This is a genomic window from Flavobacterium sp. (genome assembly GCF_044341185.1).
In the GTDB taxonomy this organism is placed as follows: domain Bacteria; phylum Bacteroidota; class Bacteroidia; order Flavobacteriales; family Flavobacteriaceae; genus Flavobacterium.
The window spans coordinates 14,884-35,403 of the sequence record NZ_JBIISE010000025.1 but is presented as its reverse complement, the minus strand read 5'-3'; the positions used below and the strand labels follow the sequence as shown (position 1 = coordinate 35,403).

Below are 20,520 nucleotides of genomic sequence, written 5' to 3'. Positions count from 1 at the left end.
CCCTAAATGATTTTAAATATTTATTAATATTTTTATTAAGTATAACTTTTCTACTCATATATTTCATTAAGGTTAGAACAGTAATTAGTAAAATATCATTTGATGATCTTTCAAATTTAATTATTGAAGGTGAAACTTTAAATAAAAGTTGGATAAAATCTATAGAAATAAAAAAAACAAAAATATCTATAATTTCAAATGGCTCCAAAATTGGAATTTGTGGCGCTCAATTTTATTTGCACTTTAAATATAAAAAAGAGAATTTTAAATTAAACTATTATCAAAATTTCACTGATATTGAAATAATTAAAATTTTTGAAGAATTCAAAATGATAAAAGAAGAAAAAATAATTATTGATGAAAAATTGGTAATCAATAGAATAAATGAAAAAATAATCAAATGTCAATAACTAAAAACCTAACTCAAATAAAATCCCAACTTCCAGCTCACGTGACTTTGGTTGCGGTTTCAAAAACCAAACCTGTTTCCGATTTGATGGAATCCTACAATGCGGGTCAGCGTATTTTTGGGGAAAACAAAATCCAAGAAATGACTGAAAAATGGGAACAAATGCCAAAAGATATCGAATGGCATATGATTGGTCACGTACAAACCAATAAGGTTAAATTTATGGCAGAATACGTGAGTTTGATTCACGGGGTAGATAGTTTAAAATTGTTGCAAGAAATAAACAAACAAGCCAAAAAGCACAATAGAGTCATTGATTGTTTATTACAAATTCATATCGCGGAAGAAGAAACTAAATTTGGTTTAGATGAAGAAGAACTGAATCATATTTTAACCTCTGAAGATTATAATAGTTTAGAAAACATCAGAATTGTAGGATTAATGGGCATGGCAACCTTCACTGAAAATCAAAACCAAATTGAAAAAGAATTTAACCATTTGAAAACGATTTTTGATAAATTGAATACTATTCCTTTTACCCAAAACCTAAAACCCAACATCCTATCAATGGGTATGTCTGGCGATTATCAACTTGCCATTTCGTGCGGTAGTACAATGGTTCGAATTGGAAGTAGTATCTTTGGAGCGAGATAAATAGCAATTACAAAAATCAATAGCAATAGCAATTACAAAATTCAATAATTATTAAAAAATAAATGGAAAAAATATTCAATTTTGAGGATAGATTAGTTCGATTTGCGGGTGAATGTATTTTCTTTACAAGACAATTAGATAAATTATTTGAAAATGAATATTATAAAAATCAGTTAATTCGTTCATCTGGAAGTGCTTCTTTAAATTTTGGAGAAGCTCAAGGTACAATTACTGATAAAGATTTTGTTTTTAAAGTTTCATTAGTAGTTAAAGAGTTAAAAGAATCCAGAAACTCATTAAAAATTTTAGATTATATAAAAGAAGGTGATGAAGGAAAAAGAAATTTACTTTTAACTGAAATTGAAGAGCTAATTGCAATTTCATCAAAAATGATAATAAACAAAAAATAATTCAATAGCAATATCAATTACAATAGCAAATTTCAATTTTTAATATTCATTATATTGACATTGATTTTTGAATTTGACATTGATTTTTGAAATTGACATTGAGATTGAATATGTACACAATAATCGACATAGAAACTACGGGCGGACAATACAATGAAGAAGGTATTACGGAAATTGCCATTTATAAATTTGATGGTCACGAAGTGGTTGACCAGTTTATTAGTTTGGTGAATCCAGAAAAACCAATTCAGCCTTTTGTAGTAAAATTGACTGGTATTAATAGTGCTATGCTTCGAAGTGCGCCAAAGTTTTACGAAGTGGCAAAACGAATTATTGAAATTACTGAAGGTACTATTGTTGTAGCTCATAACGCCAGTTTCGATTACCGAATTTTACAAATGGAATTTAGACGTTTGGGTTTTGATTTTAAAAAACCTACACTTTGCACTGTAGAATTAGCTAAAAAAATTATTCCAGAAATGCCGTCTTATAGTTTAGGGAAATTAGTGCGTTCATTAGGAATTCCAATGGCAGACAGACATAGAGCAAGTGGTGATGCTTTGGCAACTGTTAAATTATTCAAGATGCTTTTAGCAAAAGATTTGACTAAAGAAATTGTAAAAAGTTATATAAAAACTGAAATAAAAGCAGGATTATCGCCTAAACTATTAGATATTATTGAGAAACTTCCATCAAAAACAGGTATCTATTATATTCATAATGAAAAAGGCGATTTAATTTACATTGGAAAAAGCAAAAATATTAAAAAACGTGTCAATCAGCATTTTACAGGTGTAAATGCAAAAAGTAAAAAAATTCAACGTGATGTATATGCCGTTACATTTGAAGAAACAGGCAGCGAATTAATTGCTTTATTGAAAGAATCGGAAGAAATCAAAATCAATAAACCAATATACAATAGAGCACAACGCAAAAGTATTTTTAATTTCGCTATGTATTCACATATAAATAACGAAGGTTACTTAGCAATAACTATTGATAAAGCAGATGGTCGAAAAAAAGAAATCACCTCATTCGTAAGTTTACAAGAAGGTAAAAATTTTCTTTTTAAATTAACATCTGAAAATCAATTATGTCAGAAAATAAATGGCCTTTACGAAACAAAATCCGCTTGTTTTCAATACAAAATAAAAGAATGTAATGGCGCTTGCATACAGCTTGAAAGTCCTGAAACATATAACACTCGTGCTCAAGATTCTATTGATAAATTACAATTTGAAAACAACAATATGGTGGTAGTCGACAAAGGTCGAGGAATTGAAGAACGTAGTGCCGTTTTAATTGAAAATGGTGTTTATAAAGGATATTGTTTTTTCGATTTAAATTATCAAATTACGAATATTGACATCTTAAAAAACATCATAATTCCGATGCAAAATAATAGAGATACAACATCCATCATAAAAAATCATATTAGAAAAAATAGAGTAATGCGAATTATTAAATTTTAGAATTCTTTTATCCTAACCAACCTTCTCTATCTAAACTTCTATATTGAATGGCTTCCGCAATATGATGTGAAAAAACATTTTCTGAATTTTCTAAGTCGGCAATAGTTCGAGAAACCTTTAAAATTCTATCATACGCTCGTGCCGACAAATTTAATCGTTCCATAGCCGTTTTCAATAACTGTAAAGAAACATCATCTAAAGCACAATATTCACGAATTAACTTACTACTCATTTGTGCATTATAATGAATATGATTGTAGCTTTCAAAACGTTTTGTTTGGATATTTCTCGCAACAGTTACACGATTTCTAATCTCAACACTACTTTCTGCTTTGCGAGTTTCTGATAATTTTTCAAAAGGTACAGGCGTTACTTCAATATGAATGTCGATTCTATCCAAAAGAGGTCCTGAAATTTTACTTAAATAGCGTTGCATTTCCATTTGTGAAGCACCATTTGAATTTTTCGAATCGTTAAAAAAACCACTCGGACTTGGATTCATACTAGCTACTAACATAAATGAAGAAGGATAAGTAATCGTAAATTTTGCTCGAGCGATTGTTACTTCTCTATCTTCTAATGGTTGGCGCATCACTTCTAAAACTTCACGTTTAAACTCAGGTAATTCATCTAAAAACAAAACACCATTATGCGCTAAAGAAATTTCTCCTGGTTGGGGATAACTTCCTCCGCCAACTAAACTAACAGAACTTGCCGTGTGATGTGGTGCTCGAAAAGGTCGTTGCGTTAATAATCCTGCATCTTTTATTCTACCTGTAACCGAGTGAATTTTAGTTGTTTCCAACGCTTCTTGCATACTCATTGGTGGTAAAATACTTGGTAAACGTTTGGCTAACATAGTTTTACCAGCGCCTGGAGGACCGATTAAAATAATGTTATGACCTCCTGCTGCTGCAATTTCCATACATCTTTTAATTGACTCCTGACCTTTGACGTCAGCAAAATCGAATTCTGGAAATTCAAGATTTTTAGAAAATTCTTCTTTCGTATCAATTATGGTCGGAATTAAAGTTTCTTTACCTTCAAAAAAATTAATGACTTGCAACACATTATCTACACCATACACTTCCAAACCATCCACTATAGCAGCTTCTTTTACATTTTGATTGGGAAGGATAATTCCTCTAAAACCTTCTTCTTTTGCTTTTATAGCTATAGATAATGCACCGCGAATTGGCTGTAAACCACCATCTAAAGACATTTCGCCCATAATGATGTATTTTCCAACATCGTCGGCGTTAATTTGACCAGAAGCAGCTAAAATTCCAATAGCTAAGGTTAAATCATAGGCAGAACCTTCTTTCCTTAAATCGGCAGGCGCCATATTTATGGTGATTTTTTTTCCAGGAAGATTATAATTATTATTTTTTAGAGCTGCAGCAATACGATAACTGCTTTCTTTAATTGCGGAATCTGGTAAACCTACTAAATGGTATCCGATTCCTTTATCGATATTTACTTCTACAGTAATAGTGGTGGCATCTACACCGAAAACGGCGCTTCCAAAGACTTTTACTAACATGGCGTGTACTTTTAAAAATTGGCTTATATAAGTACAAATGTAGAAAAGTTTTTGAAATAAAAAAATCTGTATAAAATGATTTCATACAGATTTTATAAATATTTAGAACTAATTTACTTCTTTTTAGCCAAGGCAATCCCGTTTTCTAACCATTTCTTATATTCTTCAATATTGGTATTAAATGCCATTGGAGTTACACCTTCTAAATCATTACCTTCATTATCAATAATAACATATAAGGGTTGTGAATTACTTTTATATCTTGAAATTTGTAAATCTGTCCATTTGTTTCCAATAGTAATTACTTGTTTACCCGTTGTTTTAGAAACGTATTGTTTTTCTTTAGGCAAATCAATTTTTCTATCACAATATAAAGAAACTAAAACTACATCATTTTTTAAGATAGATAAAATGTTTTTGTCAGACCAAACATTGTCTTCCATTTTTCTGCAATTTGCACAAGCATCACCCGTAAAATCCAATAAGACGGGTTTACCTACTTTTTTCGCATAAGCTAATCCGTATTCATAGTCTTCAAAAGCGATAATTCCGTGTGGTCCATTGTGCGCGTGTTCTGGTAATTCTGCTGTACTCGAATTCCCATTCCCAAATCCTGATGCGCTTTCTGCATAATTCATTGGAGGTGTTAATCCGCTTAATATTTTTAATGGAGCGCCCCATAATCCTGGAATCATATAGAAAGTAAAAGTGGTAACGATAATAGCCATTACTAAACGCCCTACTCCTATTTTATCTGCTTTTTCATAATCGTGCGGTAAAATATATTTTCCAAATAAATATAACGCCCAAGCAGCAAATACAGCAATCCATATCGCAATAAACAATTCTCTTTCTAACCAATGTTTTTGTAAAACCAAATCAGCATTAGATAAAAATTTGAAGGCAAAAGCCAATTCTAAAAATCCTAAAGAAACTTTAACCGTATTTAGCCAACCACCCGATTTTGGCATAGAATTTAACCAACCTGGAAACATAGCAAATAACATAAATGGTAAAGCAATGGCAATTGAGAAACCTAACATTCCAATAATTGGTGCTAAACCACCTTTAGAAGCTGATTCTACAAGTAATGTACCTACAATTGGACCTGTACAAGAAAATGAAACTACGGCTAAAGCCAATGCCATAAAAAAGATGCCAACAATACCGCCTTTATCTGCTTTTGAATCAATTTTTGTAGCCCAAGAACTAGGTAAAACTATTTCGAAAGCGCCTAAAAACGAAAGTGCAAAAATTACTAATAAGGCAAAGAAAATTAAATTAAACGTAACACTTGTAGATAATTCGTTTAGTGCTTCTGCGCCAAAAATTCCCGTAATTAATGAACCTAATAAAACGTAAATAGCAATAATGGCTAAGCCGTATATGATGGCATTTCTAATACCTGCAGCTTTGGTTTTACTTTGTTTGGTAAAAAAACTAACTGTCATTGGAATCATTGGGAAAATACAAGGCATTAAAAGTGCGGCAAAACCACCAAGAAAGGCTAAAAAGAAAATTGTCCATAAACTTTTTTCTTCTTTTTCTGCTGTTGCATTATTTGAATTTTTTACTGGCGCAACAGTTTGCTTTGTGGTATCAACTTCTGATGTTGCAACTGAATCTGTAGTCTTTGCAGCTGAATCAATTAGTATTTCAGTACTTTCCAAAACTTTTAATTCTGGTAAATTAAATTTTAAATTGGCTTCTGTTTGCACACATTTTCCATCAATACACGCTTGACCATCTGCCAAAAGAGATATTGTTTTTAAATTGGAATTTAATATTTTAATTCGTTGTGTAAATTTTGCCGAAGTTTGAAAGTAATATTCTTCTATTTCAAATATTTCGTTAAATGATTTTTTATATTTTCCTTCTTTAGTTTTTCCTATTAATTGGTAGTTTCCTTTTTGATTTTTAAATGTAAAAACCAACGGTAACGCACCACCATCTGGTGTATATTGAGAATATAAATGCCAATTATTTTCAATATTAGCAGTAATAATTAAATCAATTTCTGTATCAGAAACTTTAACGACACTTGAACTCCATTTTACAGGTTCTACAATTTGTGCTGTTCCAAAAAAGGTAACTAATATCGCTAATAAACTAACTATTTTCTTCATTATTATAGGTTATTTGTATTATATTTTGATTGGTGTTTTCTGGCTTAAATCGTTCGTCGGCTCTATGCCCTATTATCCAAACAATTTTATTGTTGCTTTCTAAAATAAAAGCTTGTTGTTTTTGAAATAATGTAAATTTTTCATCTTTAAAATACTTACTAACTTTCTTTTTGCCTTGCATTCCAGCTGGATAAAAATAATCGCCCGAATTCCATTTTCTTATGGTTAACGGAAATTGTAACTTCGATTCTTCTACAAATATAATGTTCTTGTTTTGATTTGAAATGTTACTTGTGTTACAAAAACTAAAATTTAACGGAAAATTAGTGTTTTCAGTTACAGAATGTATAACAACGGTTTCAAAATCAGTAGTTTTTTGGGAAAGAAGTAAATATTCTCTATCTTTCAATAGAACATAGTTTTCTGAAAAAATTTGCTTTCCTGATTGAGAATATATTAAATCATACACATCATTCCAAGCTGTAAATCCATATTTATGAAGCCATTGGTACAAATACGCTTTATAATTATTATATTGAAGTAAAGCTGAAATATTAATTTTTAATTGTTGTTTTTCTTCTGAAACTACTTTTTCATACACCAACAAAACTGCATCATCTACTAAAGATTGTTGCTGATTAAGATGTTCTAACGTATTTTGAAATGATAGTAAAAACGAATCATTAATTTCCTTAAAAACAGGCACAATATGATGTCTAATTTTATTTCTTACATATTTATCCGAAGCATTACTGCTATCTTCTCGCCATTGTAATTGGTTTTCAGAGGCATAAATTTCAATTTCTTTGCGAGAAAAAGGCAACATGGGTCGGATAATATTTCCATTTTTTGATGGAATTCCTGTTAAACCTTCTAAACCCGTTCCTCTAGAAAGATTAATCATAAACGTTTCAACCACATCATCTACGTGATGCGCTGTAATTATATAATCGAAATTTTCTTGTATTAAAATCTCGTTAAACCAATCATACCTTAGATTTCGGGCTGCAACTTGTGTAGATAATTTATGGATTTCAGAATAGTTTAGGGTATCAAATTTTGTAGTAAAACAAGGAATCTTATTCTGTTCTGCGTAGTTATTTACAAATTCTTCATCAGCATCACTTTCCAAATTTCTTAATTGAAAATTGCAATGCGCCAAAGCAAAATTGAAATTCAATTTTTGAAATAAATGTACCAAAACCATACTATCCACACCGCCACTTGTAGCCACAAGAAGTTTTTTATCTTGTAAGAAAGAAAAATTAATATCAATATGGATTTTAAACTTTTGAAACATTTTCAAATATAATTAATTAACTTGAAGCACCTCAAACATGGCTTTTGCTTTCAATAAACATTCTTCGTATTCGTTTTCTGGAATGGCTTCAGCAGTAATGGCACTTCCAACAGAGAAACTTAAATATTGATTTTCAGAATTATATAAAATACTTCGAATCACCACATTAAAATCAAAATTTCCTGAAGGTGTAAAATAGCCTACAGCTCCGCTATACAATCCTCGTTTTGTTTCTTCCAAATCTTCAATGATTTTCATAGCTGAAATTTTTGGAGCACCTGTCATACTTCCCATTGGAAAAGTGGTTCGTAAAATTTCAATCGGTGAAGTGGTATGTGATACAGATGAAACTACAGTTGAAATCATTTGATGCACTTGTTTAAAAGTATAAATTTCACATAATTCTTCTACTTTAACACTACCTTTCGTAGCGGTTTGAGATAAATCATTTCTTACCAAGTCAACAATCATAATATTTTCTGAACGTTCTTTTGGATTGCTATTAAGAGCTATTTTATTTTGTTCGTCTATATTTGAATCCGTATTACGCTTTGCTGTTCCTTTTATCGGCTGAGAAATTACTTTTTCATTATCTTTTTTCAAATAACGTTCTGGTGAGGCCGATAGTAAATACTGCTTATTTTTCTTGAAATAAACAGCAAATGGCGAATCAGATATTTTATTTAATTTTTGATAAATTTCCGATGGTTCAATTAGAGCATTATTCGCAAAAAATTCCATACAAAAATTAGCCTCATAAATATCTCCTCGATGTATGTGTGATAAGGTTTTTTCGACTTTTTTTATGTAATTTTCTTTAGAAATTCTTTGTTGTATATTAATTGATAACTTTTGACATTTGACATTTGACATTTGACTTTGAATAATTTCATCAAAATCAGAATCAATTTCATCATCACACATATTTAGATATTGAATTTCTAAAGTAGAATCTTTTAATAAAAAGATTTTTTTAGGTTGAAAAAAGTACAAATCTGAGAAACCTAATCCGTCAAAATTTTGAGATTGCAAGTGTTCAACATCATTTTTTAAATCGTAAGCTAAATATCCAAATAACCAATCATTTGCTTTAGATTGGTATTGATACAAATCTTCAAATGCCTTTTCATAATCGGTTTGAATGGATGTGAAAGCGTCTACAGCTACTATTAAATCATAAGACTTATATAATTGATTTTCATTGCTTTCAACATTGCTATCTAAAATGATTGTTTCACTAAATTGCTGACTCCAATATAAAATTTGCTCTTTAAAAAGAGTTGGATTTGCTATGTGTTTTGTACTAGTAGTTCGCAAGAGATATTATTTTTCGCCTAAATAAATTAGATCATATTCAATAATCATTTCATCATTTGCAATATAAATTTGTTTGCTACTTCCTGCATTTTTAGGAGAGACAATTGTTATAACAGTATCTATACCTAAATTATCAACACAAAAATATTTATTAGACGTTCCTGTTTCATTTTCAACTTTATCTTCATATTTTAAAATACTATACAGTTGAATAATTTCAGAATACACTACAAAGCGATGTTTGTCTCTATCCAAATTAATCAATAGTTCAGTGGGTTGTGTTTTAGACCATTTAGACCATTCGCCTTTTGCATTTTTTTGAGAAACAGAATAATTAACTGTTTTAAATTGATACGTTTGAGAAAATCCCAACTGTGTACATAAACCTAAAAACAATACAATAACTATTTTTTTCATTTTATATATATTAAAATTGAATTTCATTTACACTACCTTTTGCAAAATTAAATTCGGTAATCACATCATTTATTATCGTTTCAACAGGAAGAATATCATGAATTAATCCTGCAATTTGTCCGATTTCTAATTCACCTTCAACTAAATCGCCTTCAAACATTCCTCGTTTGGCTCTTGCTCTACCTAATAACGTTTTTAAATCATCTACGGAAGCACAATTGGCATAAGCGGTTTGAATATCATTAAAAAATTTATTTTTAATTAATCTAACAGGCGCTAATTCTTTTAAAGTAACCAATGTTTCACCTTCTTGGGTTTCTAAAATGGTTTTTTTAAAGTCAATATGCGCGCTTGATTCTATTGAAGCGGCAAATCGACTTCCCATTTGAACACCATCTGCACCTAATACCATTGCGGCTAACATGCCTTTTCCTGTAGCAATTCCGCCAGCTGCAATTAATGGAATTGTGATATTTTCTTTTACCATTGGAATTAAAGTAAGTGTTGTCGTTTCTTCTCTACCGTTATGTCCTCCAGCTTCAAAACCTTCGGCAACAACAGCATCTACACCTGCCTCTTGGGCTTTTAAAGCAAATTTTGAACTACTTACTACATGCACTACTGTAATGCCTTTTTCCTTTAGAAAAGTAGTCCAAGTTTTAGGATTTCCAGCAGAAGTAAAAACAATTTTCACACCTTCTTCTACAATAATTTGCATAATTTCTTCGATGTTTGGATATAACATCGGAACATTTACACCAAATGGATTTGAGGTAGCTTTCTTACATTTTTGAATGTGCTCTCTTAGCACTTCAGGATACATAGAGCCCGCACCAATAAGACCTAATCCTCCAGCATTACTTACAGCACTTGCTAATTTATAACCACTATTCCAAATCATTCCTCCTTGAATAATTGGGTATTTTATTCCAAATAATTGTGTGATTTTATTCATTTATCTGTACTCCTATTTTTTAATTATTTTACCAACATGTTCTTTAGTAGATAAATATCTATAATAGTAAATACCTTTTGGTAAATCTTCTAAATCAATAAAGGCGTTATAAGAACCTTCAAATTCTTTTTCAGCTACTTTTTGTCCCAATGTATTACTGATTTCAATTGTTCCTTTTTCAGAAGAATTTTCTAGATGTAAAAACATTAGGTTTTCTGTTGGGTTTGGATAGACTGTAAAATATTTTGAATCTTCATCTACAATTATTTCCATATTTAAAGCCGCAGTTAAAGCCGATTGAAAATCTGGAATTCCGTATCCTTTTTGTATGGTTGGATTGCTATAATTATCTGATGATTGTTTGATAAATTGAACCACTTGTTGTGCAGTTAAATTAGGTACAGCCGACCAAAAAGTAGCTACCATACCAGCAATAACAGGACTTGAAAAAGAGGTTCCACTAGAATTATATATAGTACCCGTTGGGGAACAAACAGTTGTTCCTAAACCTTTTGCACAAACATCTGGTTTAACACGTCCATCATATGAAGGACCTATTGAACTAAATGCAGCGTATTGTTCTAAACTATTTACCGCACCAATAGTTAATGCGCCAATAGCATCTGCTGGTGTACCAATATGTGGTTCTGTAGTCGCGCCTGAATTACCAGCACTAATTACTACTACAATTCCTTTACTAAAAGCCATATTGGCTCCTTTAGAAGCAAATGTCTTATTTCCAATCATATCATCATATTGATGAGAATAAGTAGGATTATCATATCCAAAATACCCTAAAGATGAATTAATTACATCTGCGCCATAATAATCTGCTAATTCTGCACCCTCTACCCAATATGATTCTTCTACAGGGTTTTCAGAATTAATATCTTCTGTAATAAATAAATAATAATTGGCATTTGGAGCTGTACCTACTAATTGTCCTTCAGCAAAACCACCCATTGTGGATAACACATTTGAACCATGATTATGTCTGGAAAAATAATTAGTATTTTGATCTGGAAAATTATATCCACCTAAAATTTTATTATTTGTTATTAAATTTTGAAATGGAATAGCTGTATTAACTCCTAAAAAACCAGAATCTAAAACCGCAATGACCTTTCCTTGTCCCGTATAATTTTGTTGGTGTAATAAATGTCCGTTAAGCATTTCTATTTGATTCTGGGAATCGCCGTAATTATATATTACTTGAGCATCTAATTGTTTATTTACTGCAGTAATTTTTTGATTTTGTGAACTTCTTCCACCTGGATTTAAGGAATGGTTGGCAAAAGTGACATGATTTACAAAACTTAAACTAGTTAAAGCTTGGATATTGGTTTGTGTGCCTCGAATATGCAACGCATTCATCCATCTTGATTTTGCCATAACTGTAATACCTGTAGTGGCAGCAATTTGGGTAATATAACTTTGCTCCACAGGTACATCCGTAATATCTAAAGAAATATTTTGAGCGATTCTTCTATCCAAAGCACGTTGTGTCAACATCGTTAGTGGATTAGCTAAATAAGTTGCTGCACTTGGCTTGTTATTAAAATACACCCAAGCATCTTCAATTTGGGCATATCCGAAATTAGCTATTCCTAAAATTAGTAAAAAGTACAGTTTTTTCATAATCACAAAGTTTTACCAAATATAATAAAATTCTACTTAAGAAATCACACCACTACCTTGCAATTCATCATCCATATACCAAGCAACAAATTGTCCTTCGGTAATAGCAGATTGCGGATTTTCAAATTGTACATACATTCCGTTTTCAAATTGATGTAATGTTGCTTTTTGCAACGGCTGACGATATCTAATTCGTGCCATTACATTTTTAGTTTCTCCTACATTCAATTTTAAATCTTGTCGAATCCAATGTACTTCGTTTGCTTTTATGAATAACGTATTTTTGAATAAACCAGGATGATTGGCGCCTTCTCCAACATAAATAATATTATTTACCACATCGGTTTGAATTACAAATAACCCTTCTTTAGTACCACCAACATTTAAACCACGACGTTGTCCGTTTGTAAAATAATGAGCACCTTGATGCTTTCCTTTGACGATTCCATTTGCATTAGAATAGTCTTTATTTTTAGCATAAAAAGCTAATGATTCTTCGGTATTTACAAAATTTGGAAGAATCGAATTATAAATTTCATCAGTAGAAGGAATTTCAATAATTATACCTTCTTTTGGTTGTAACTTTTGCTGTAAAAATTCTGGTAAACGCACTTTTCCAATAAAACATAAGCCTTGAGAATCTTTTTTCTCAGCCGTGACCAATTCCATTTTAGTGGCGATTTCTCTAACTTCTGGTTTGGTTAATTCGCCAATTGGAAATAGTGCTTTTGCTAATTGCTCTTGCGATAATTGGCATAAAAAATACGATTGATCTTTGTTGTCATCTTTTCCTGTTAGTAATTGATGTACTTGTTTTCCATTAACATCAATGGTATTTTTACGACAATAATGACCAGTTGCTACATAATCTGCACCCAAAGAAACAGCAATTTTCATAAAAACATCAAACTTAATTTCTCTGTTGCATAATACATCAGGATTTGGCGTTCGTCCGTTTTCGTATTCTGAAAACATATAATCAACTATTTTCTCTTGATATTGTTCTGATAAATCAACCGTTTGAAATGGAATTCCTAATTTTTCAGCAACCAATAAAGCGTCATTACTATCTTCTAACCACGGACATTCATTTGAAATAGTTACGGAATCATCGTGCCAATTTTTCATAAAAAGTCCAATAACATCATATCCTTGTTCTTTCAAAAGATAGGCTGCTACGCTTGAATCTACACCGCCAGATAGTCCTACTACTACTCGTTTCATTTATTTTTATTATTATTCTTCAATTGGTTTTTCTTTTGGAGTACTTTTAGCAAACTTTTTGGCTAATTTTTGCTCCATTTTATATAACTCCTTTGAAAATTTTTCTGCTTTAACTTGTTTTACAACTTTGTCGTTTTCGTAAAATTTCCACATTCCAACCTTTACATTATTTTTATAGGTTCCTTCATACATTTTTTTTCCATTCCCATCAAAATAAATGGCAATTCCTTCAATCATATCATTAACGTATTGATGTTGGTCTATTTGCTTTCCATTTTCGGCAAACGTTTTGGCAATACCATTTTTCTTACCTTCTGTATAATTTATTTCTTCAGCTAATTTATTTGCTTTATAAAACACTTTTCTAACTCCGTTTAGCTTCCCGTTTTTGTAATTTTCAAGCGTCATAATATCTTTAGATTCTTGATGGTAATATTTCCATTGGCCTTCAAAAAGTTTGTTTTTTACAACACCTTCACTAACTTTATTTCCTTTTTGATCGAAAAAAATAGTATAACAAGAACCATCTGCTTTTGAAAAATCGCGAGTTGCAATTAATGTACCTGCTTTTGTATCATCAAAATATTTAAAAGTACCAACTTCTTTTCCGTGTTCAAATGTGCCTTCGTATCTTGGACGTTTACTTTCTTCGTGAACGCCTTTCCAAAAACCGTTACGCAAGCCCTGTTCGTCAAATTGATTTATTTTATCTTGTGCTGAAACCAAATTTGCAAGTACTAAAAAAGTAATAAAAATTAGTTTTTTCATAGGTTACTATAGTTTGATTAAGTGTGTGTTTTTTTTAACTAAAATAATACAACGTTTGTTTTACAAAAATAGTATAAAAAAACCTGTTCGCAACAAGAACAGGTTTTTAAAAAATTTATTTTTTCTTTTGGTTTAATGCCTTTTGAGCTTCTTGTTGTTCCATTATTTCTCGCATTTTCTTTTGAAATTTCGATTCCGTTTTAGGTTTCGTTTTATTCACTTGAATTTGTGCGTGAATTTTTTCTTCGTTAACAACATACTTTTTAATTACTAACATAATTCCAATAGTAATTAAGTTTGAAATAAAGTTGTATAAACTCAATCCTGAACCATAATTATTGAAGAAAACCAACATCATAATTGGAGAAAGATAAATCATAATTTTCATAATTTTCCCCATATCTGGCATACCTTCTTGTTGAGGCGCTTGCATAGCTTGGTCTCCAGTAGTCATTTTCATATAGAAGAAAATAGCAATAGCTGCTAATATTGGAAATAAACTTACGTGATCACCATAAAAAGGTATATTAAATGGTAATTTATAAATAGAATCATATGAAGATAAATCGTCTGCCCAAAGGAAACTTTTTTGTCTTAAATCAAAAGCAGAAGGGAAAAACTGAAACGAGGCATACATAAACGGCAATTGAATTAAAGCTGGAATACAACCCGCCATTGGATTTACGCCTGCTTTAGAATACAATGCCATTGTTTCTTGTTGTTTTTTCATTGGGTTATTTTTAAATTTTTCACCCAATTCTGCAATTTCTGGTTTCAATACTTTCATTTTGGCTTGCGACAAGAAAGATTTGTATGTTATAGGTGACATCGCAATTTTTATCAAAATCGTAAAGATAATAATTGCAATTCCGTAAGGCATAAATCCTGATAATAATCCAAATAATGGAATAAATACAAATTGATTAATCCAACCAAAAACACCCCAACCTAAAGAAACCAATTCATCTAAGTTTTTATCATAAGCACTTAAAGTTTTATAATCTGTAGGACCATAATACATGTTCATATCATAATTTAAAGCCCCATTTTTAAACTCTAAAGGCATTTTGGCTGTAAAGTTTTTAGTAAAAACGGTATCTACTTTTTCATCATCTACTAAATTGTCAGATTTTAAATCTACTTTTTTAAACGGCGTATTGGTTAATAACACCGAAGTAAAAAAGTGTTGTTTAAATGCTACATAAGTAACTGCTTCTGCAGTATCTTCTTTATCTGAAGCCGCATTTAAATAATCGTCTTTTCCACCATCAAATTCGTAAATTAATTCGGTATATCTGTTTTCGTAAGACACACTTTTTTCATTACGATATGTTTTTAAATTCCATTCTAAATCGGTTGGTTTTGAAGTGTTTAAAACATTTTCCAAACCTTGTGTACGAATAGAAAACTCCAACATATGATCGTTATCTTTCATTACATAACGGTACTCTAAAAACTGATTTTCACCTGTTTTAAGTTGCATTGTTACTACCTGATTTTTTCCTTCTTTCGTATATTTTGGTTCGAAGTATAAATCCTTAGTATTGATAACTTTACCGTCTTTTGTGGTAAACGTTAAATTAAAATTTGCATTATTATCTTTAATAATTTGTACCGCTTTACCAGAACCTTTCTTAAATTGCTCTTCATTTAATATAGTAGCTTCAGAAATATACCCACCTTTATTTGCTATTTGTAAACGCAATACGTTATTTGATAATAATGTGGTAGTATCTTTAGCTGATGGCAATGATGCTGCATAAGCGAAAGCACCTAATTTAGATAAAGCTTCTTGTGAAATTTTCCCTGTAGAATCGGTTTTTTGAACGAATTGAGTTGTAGTTGCTGTTACACTTTTAGGTGTTTTTGCTTCTTTATCAGCTTGTTCTTTTTTGGCTGTTTCGGCTAACTCTTCTTTTGTAGGTTGGTTTGAATACATCATCCACATTAAAATCCCGAAGATTAATGTGAAACCAATAAACGACTTAATGTCAAACTTTTTTTCTTCCATAATATGAATGTGCAACTCAAACGGAGTTGAATTAAATTTATAATTTGTATGCGTTTAAATAAAATCGTTACAATATAACAATTCTATTTGTTTTTAACAGCCGCAGCCACTAATCCCATAAATAAAGGATGAGGATTTAATACTGTACTTTTATATTCTGGGTGGTATTGTACGCCAATAAAGAAAGGGTGGTTTGGTAATTCAATAATTTCCACCAATCCCGTATCTGGATTTAAACCTGAAGCTACTAAACCTGCTGCTTCCATTTCTGATAAATAATCACCATTAAACTCAAAACGATGACGGTGACGTTCTAAAATATTCGATTTTCCGTATATTTTATGTGCTAATGTATTTTCTTTAATTGAACATTTCCAAGCACCTAAACGCATAGTTCCACCTTTTTCAGTTACCGTTTTCTGTTCTTCCATTAAACTGATAATCGGATAACTTGTATTTTCATTCATTTCGGTTGAATTGGCATCTTTTTTACCAAGTATGTTTCTTGCAAATTCAATAGAAGCCATTTGCATACCTAAACAAATTCCTAAAAATGGAATGTTATTTTCACGTACATATTTTATGGCTTCAATTTTACCTTCAATTCCTCTTCCACCGAAACCAGGAGCTACTAAAACACCATCTAAACCTTTTAATTTATCAGCTACATTTGATTTATCTAAAAACTCAGAATGTATACTAACTACATTTACTTTTGTTTCTTGTGTAGCGCCAGCGTGAATAAATGCTTCTAAAATGGATTTGTATGAATCTTGTAATTCAACATATTTTCCAACCAAACCTATGTTTACTTCGTGTTTTGGATGCTCTAATTTGTATAAAAACTCATTCCACTGTTTTAAATCTGGCGTAGCTTTTTCTGGTAAATTTAATTTTTGTAAAGCTACTTTATCCAAACCTTCATCTTGCATTAAATTTGGCACTTTGTAAATTGTTGAAGCATCAATTGATTGAATAACTGCATCTTTCTTAACATTACAAAATAAGGCTAATTTCTGACGTAAATCTTGAGATATTTCGTGTTCGGTTCTACAAACTAAAATATCGGCTTTTATTCCGCTTTCCATCAAAGTTTTCACCGAGTGTTGTGTTGGTTTTGTTTTTAATTCACCCGCAGCTGCTAAATAAGGCACTAACGTTAAATGAATTACAATTCCGTTAGTATCACCTAATTCCCAAACCAATTGACGAACCGATTCTATGTAAGGTAACGATTCTATATCACCAACTGTTCCACCAATTTCAGTAATTACTATATCATAATCACCTGAATTACCAAGCAATTGCATACGTTCTTTAATCTCGTTGGTAATATGAGGTACGACTTGAACCGTTTTTCCCAAAAATTCGCCACGACGTTCTTTTTCAATAACAGATAAGTAAATTCTACCTGTAGTTACATTATTCGCTTGAGATGTCGGTACATTTAAAAAACGTTCGTAATGTCCTAAATCTAAATCTGTTTCTGCTCCATCATCTGTTACATAACATTCGCCGTGTTCGTATGGATTTAAAGTTCCTGGATCTACGTTAATATACGGGTCAAATTTTTGAATAGTAGTTCTGTAACCTCTGGCTTGTAATAATTTTGCTAAAGATGCTGCTATGATTCCTTTTCCTAATGAAGAAGTAACACCACCTGTAACGAAAATGTATTTTGTTTGATTCATGTTGTTGTTTGTTGTGTTGTTTTGAGGGACATACAAAATGTTCGCTCTGAAATTGAATTTAAAAACACGCAAAGATAATATTAATTAGCCAATTATCAATAAGTCAAATTGTCAATTATGTATTAAATTTAGGGTTTTGGATATTTTTTTTGAATATTATGAATTAATTCTTCTAATCCATTAAGTTTCAATTCGTACACCAATTTCAGTTGCTCGCCTAAAGTTCCAGCAGGAAAACCCTTATTTTTGTACCAAACAATATACTGTTCAGGTAAATTAATAAGATAACGCCCTTTAAATTTTCCATAAGGCATTATTGTGTAAGCGAGTTTGATGAGCTGGTCTTGGTTGGTCATTTTTTTGAGAATATAGAGTATAGAAAATAGAACAAAGAAAATAGAGTAAAGAATATAAATGTATGCTTATTTTCCGACTATAAAATCACTTCCAATTAAAAACCACTTCCTTTTTAATATCTGGATGTAAGCTATTTAAAACTGGGCAAGTCATTGCGGTTTTCTCAAAGATAATTCTTTCTTTGTCCGTTACTTCAACATTCATAGAAAAAGTTACATGAACTTCAGTAATACGTCTTGGTTCTGTTCCCATAATTTTGGTGACTTCAGCAGTTGAATTTGAAAAATCCACATTTAAATCTTGTGCTTTTATGCCCATTACCGTAAACATACAACTTGCCAAAGCATTAGCTACTGTATCGGTTGGTGAAAATGCTTCTCCTTTTCCGTTGTTATCAATTGGTGCATCCGAAATAAGTTCTGAACCAGAAGCTAAATGTATCGATGATGTTCTTAAATCGCCTAAATAAGTTACTTTTGACGTTGCCATTATTGCGCTTGTTTTATGGTTAAATCTGAATTATAATACATCATATAAAGGCCATTATTGGTGTTGTTTATATAATTAAACTGACTTTCAATTTGCTCTGAGATTTGACTTTCAGCAGATTTAAAAAACCCTTCTTCCTGACACATTCTTAAAATAGCATCAAAAGTCACATCAAAACCTCGAGTTGCGTATTGATTTGGTTGTACTTTATTATCTTTTTTATACGCTTTTGCAAAAATTAACGCCTCTGATGATTCATTCTCACGAATAGCGGAAGGATACAACATCTGCAATGCAGCTAAATTTTTAGAAGGAATTTCTTCAAAATCTAAAGCATCATTTCTTTCTATAACCACCAGTTGAATATCAAATTCTTTTTTAAGTTTTAATAAATTATTGACTACTGAAAGTACTTGAATAATTTTATCTGAATCTAAAATTACAAAGTTCTTTTTCCCTTTTTGTAAATTAGATTTTAAAATCGCATAATCAAAAATACCTTTTTCATTAAAATAAAATGATTTCACTTCTGGATAATTAGAAGAAAAATAAGTACTTAGTTTTGATTTTGATGAGGAATGAATAGCAAAAATAGCGTCCGATTTTGATTTCAAATACGCCATTAATTTCTCCTTTTGAATGGTTTCATTAGGCATTGCATAAAAAGTATTAGCACCTCCAACGCCAACATCATTAGTTAATGGAGAAATAACTGCTGTTTTTTTATCAACTAATTGTCCAGCAAGTTCAACGAAAGAATTGGTAAAAGGGCCAATTACAACATCTACATTAGAAAAATTATTATTTTTAATTAATGCAGCCACGTTTGAAGAATATTTTGAAGATTCCGCATCATACACTTTAGCATTAATAGGTAATCCCAGTACTTTAGCTGAATCAATAGCTTTAAGTGCACCTGCATAAAAATCTAACGTTATGTTTAAAAATTTATCTGTTTTTAAATATTCGATTTTTGTTTTAGAAGAATCTTTTTCAATTCTATTAATATTAAAAGGCATTAATAAAACTAAATTTCTTTCTCTGGTTTTATTTACAGTTTCTAATAAATTTACTTTTTCTTTCTTTAAAATTATAGAATCTTTCTTTACAATTAAATTACTTTTTTTTGGCAGAACCAATAACGTACCTTCAATTAGACCCTCTTTTGCTGATGGATTTTTAGCAATTATTTCTTCTACAGAAACATTAAATTTTTTCGAAATACTATACAACGTTTCTTTAGCTTCTACTTCATGAGAAATTACGTTTTCTGAAGATACAATATTTTTTACTGATTTTGGTAAAGTTAAAACGACTCCTTTTTTCAATCTAATTTCCGTACCAATTTCAAATTCCGTTACCATTTCTGGATTTAGTTTTTCCAACTCTTCAATTGAAATTCCATATTTTTTGGATACCGAATATTTTGTATCTTTAGGTTGAATAATATGCTTATTTGGCGTAGATAAATCTATTACTGCAGCTTTTGGAATGGTAAGAATACTATTTTCTTGAACGCCGTTTTGTACTTCTGGATTGGCTTTTAGAATGTCTTCAGTAGAAACATTATATTTTTTTGAAATACTATATAAAGTTTCACCTTTTATAACGGTGTGTTTGGTTTGAGCATAATTTAGCACACTTACCAAAAATAAAATCAATATATAATATGCTTTTTTCATGTAGGTTTTTTTTTATGTCGAAGCAATTTCAGTGCCAAGATGAATAATGATAAAATT

General features: G+C 30.7%; 18 protein-coding genes. 4 read left to right on the top strand and 14 right to left on the bottom strand.

The window, feature by feature from the left end:
- The 4 genes from ACIQZ1_RS06915 to ACIQZ1_RS06900 all read left to right on the top strand — a co-directional run.
- Positions 1-410, top strand: a 410-nt coding sequence (locus ACIQZ1_RS06915; protein ID WP_396160250.1) for a hypothetical protein, incomplete at its 5' end; no start/stop codon positions are given.
- A complete protein-coding gene (locus tag ACIQZ1_RS06910) occupies positions 401-1,063 on the top strand; it encodes a YggS family pyridoxal phosphate-dependent enzyme (protein WP_396160249.1) in 663 nt (220 codons plus the stop codon). The genes ACIQZ1_RS06915 and ACIQZ1_RS06910, both read left to right, overlap by 10 nt.
- Before the next feature lie 62 nt (positions 1,064-1,125).
- Complete coding sequence (locus tag ACIQZ1_RS06905; RefSeq protein ID WP_396160248.1) at positions 1,126-1,473, top strand: four helix bundle protein; 348 nt, start codon at positions 1,126-1,128, stop codon at positions 1,471-1,473.
- Between the two features lie 110 nt (positions 1,474-1,583).
- The gene (locus ACIQZ1_RS06900) at positions 1,584-2,945 is read left to right on the top strand and encodes an exonuclease domain-containing protein (RefSeq protein ID WP_396160247.1); all 1,362 of its coding nucleotides are present in this window, start codon (positions 1,584-1,586) and stop codon (positions 2,943-2,945) included.
- Positions 2,946-2,952: 7 nt separating this feature from the next.
- On the opposite strand, the gene ACIQZ1_RS06895 is transcribed toward ACIQZ1_RS06900, so the two are convergent.
- From ACIQZ1_RS06895 to ACIQZ1_RS06830, 14 genes are all read right to left on the bottom strand, one after another.
- Entirely contained in the window at positions 2,953-4,488 is a 1,536-nt protein-coding gene (locus ACIQZ1_RS06895) for a YifB family Mg chelatase-like AAA ATPase (RefSeq protein WP_396160246.1), read from the bottom strand.
- A gap of 113 nt (positions 4,489-4,601) precedes the next feature.
- On the bottom strand, positions 4,602-6,614 hold the full coding sequence (locus tag ACIQZ1_RS06890) for a protein-disulfide reductase DsbD family protein (protein ID WP_396160245.1): 2,013 nt from the start codon (positions 6,612-6,614) through the stop codon (positions 4,602-4,604).
- Positions 6,598-7,914 carry a tRNA lysidine(34) synthetase TilS gene (tilS, locus tag ACIQZ1_RS06885; RefSeq protein WP_396160244.1) on the bottom strand — a complete coding sequence of 439 codons (1,317 nt, stop codon included), beginning with the start codon at positions 7,912-7,914 and terminating at the stop codon, positions 6,598-6,600. The genes ACIQZ1_RS06890 and tilS overlap by 17 nt, the downstream gene beginning before the upstream one ends.
- 12 nt (positions 7,915-7,926) lie before the next feature.
- Entirely contained in the window at positions 7,927-9,231 is a 1,305-nt protein-coding gene (locus tag ACIQZ1_RS06880) for an anthranilate synthase component I family protein (RefSeq protein WP_396160243.1), read from the bottom strand.
- 6 nt (positions 9,232-9,237) lie between these two features.
- Complete coding sequence (locus ACIQZ1_RS06875) at positions 9,238-9,648, bottom strand: hypothetical protein (protein WP_396160242.1); 411 nt, start codon at positions 9,646-9,648, stop codon at positions 9,238-9,240.
- Positions 9,649-9,658: 10 nt separating this feature from the next.
- Positions 9,659-10,603 carry an NAD(P)H-dependent flavin oxidoreductase gene (locus ACIQZ1_RS06870; RefSeq protein ID WP_396160241.1) on the bottom strand — a complete coding sequence of 315 codons (945 nt, stop codon included), beginning with the start codon at positions 10,601-10,603 and terminating at the stop codon, positions 9,659-9,661.
- A 12-nt stretch (positions 10,604-10,615) separates the two neighbouring features.
- Positions 10,616-12,241, bottom strand: coding sequence for a S8 family serine peptidase (locus ACIQZ1_RS06865; protein ID WP_396160240.1), 1,626 nt, complete (start codon positions 12,239-12,241; stop codon positions 10,616-10,618).
- Positions 12,242-12,277: 36 nt separating this feature from the next.
- The gene (gene mnmA, locus ACIQZ1_RS06860; protein WP_396160239.1) at positions 12,278-13,465 is read right to left on the bottom strand and encodes a tRNA 2-thiouridine(34) synthase MnmA; all 1,188 of its coding nucleotides are present in this window, start codon (positions 13,463-13,465) and stop codon (positions 12,278-12,280) included.
- A gap of 12 nt (positions 13,466-13,477) precedes the next feature.
- Positions 13,478-14,233 (bottom strand): toxin-antitoxin system YwqK family antitoxin, encoded by a 756-nt coding sequence (locus ACIQZ1_RS06855; protein WP_396160238.1) that lies wholly within the window; start codon positions 14,231-14,233, stop codon positions 13,478-13,480.
- A gap of 115 nt (positions 14,234-14,348) precedes the next feature.
- The gene (gene yidC, locus ACIQZ1_RS06850; RefSeq protein ID WP_396160237.1) at positions 14,349-16,244 is read right to left on the bottom strand and encodes a membrane protein insertase YidC; all 1,896 of its coding nucleotides are present in this window, start codon (positions 16,242-16,244) and stop codon (positions 14,349-14,351) included.
- 83 nt (positions 16,245-16,327) lie between these two features.
- Positions 16,328-17,935, bottom strand: coding sequence for a CTP synthase (locus ACIQZ1_RS06845; RefSeq protein WP_396160236.1), 1,608 nt, complete (start codon positions 17,933-17,935; stop codon positions 16,328-16,330).
- Between the two features lie 128 nt (positions 17,936-18,063).
- Complete coding sequence (locus tag ACIQZ1_RS06840; protein WP_396160235.1) at positions 18,064-18,291, bottom strand: DUF3820 family protein; 228 nt, start codon at positions 18,289-18,291, stop codon at positions 18,064-18,066.
- Between the two features lie 85 nt (positions 18,292-18,376).
- On the bottom strand, positions 18,377-18,781 hold the full coding sequence (locus tag ACIQZ1_RS06835; RefSeq protein WP_396160234.1) for an OsmC family protein: 405 nt from the start codon (positions 18,779-18,781) through the stop codon (positions 18,377-18,379).
- Complete coding sequence (locus tag ACIQZ1_RS06830) at positions 18,781-20,463, bottom strand: LysM peptidoglycan-binding domain-containing protein (protein WP_396160233.1); 1,683 nt, start codon at positions 20,461-20,463, stop codon at positions 18,781-18,783. Before ACIQZ1_RS06830 ends, ACIQZ1_RS06835 begins: the two co-directional genes overlap by 1 nt.
- Between the last annotated feature and the right edge of the window lie 57 nt (positions 20,464-20,520).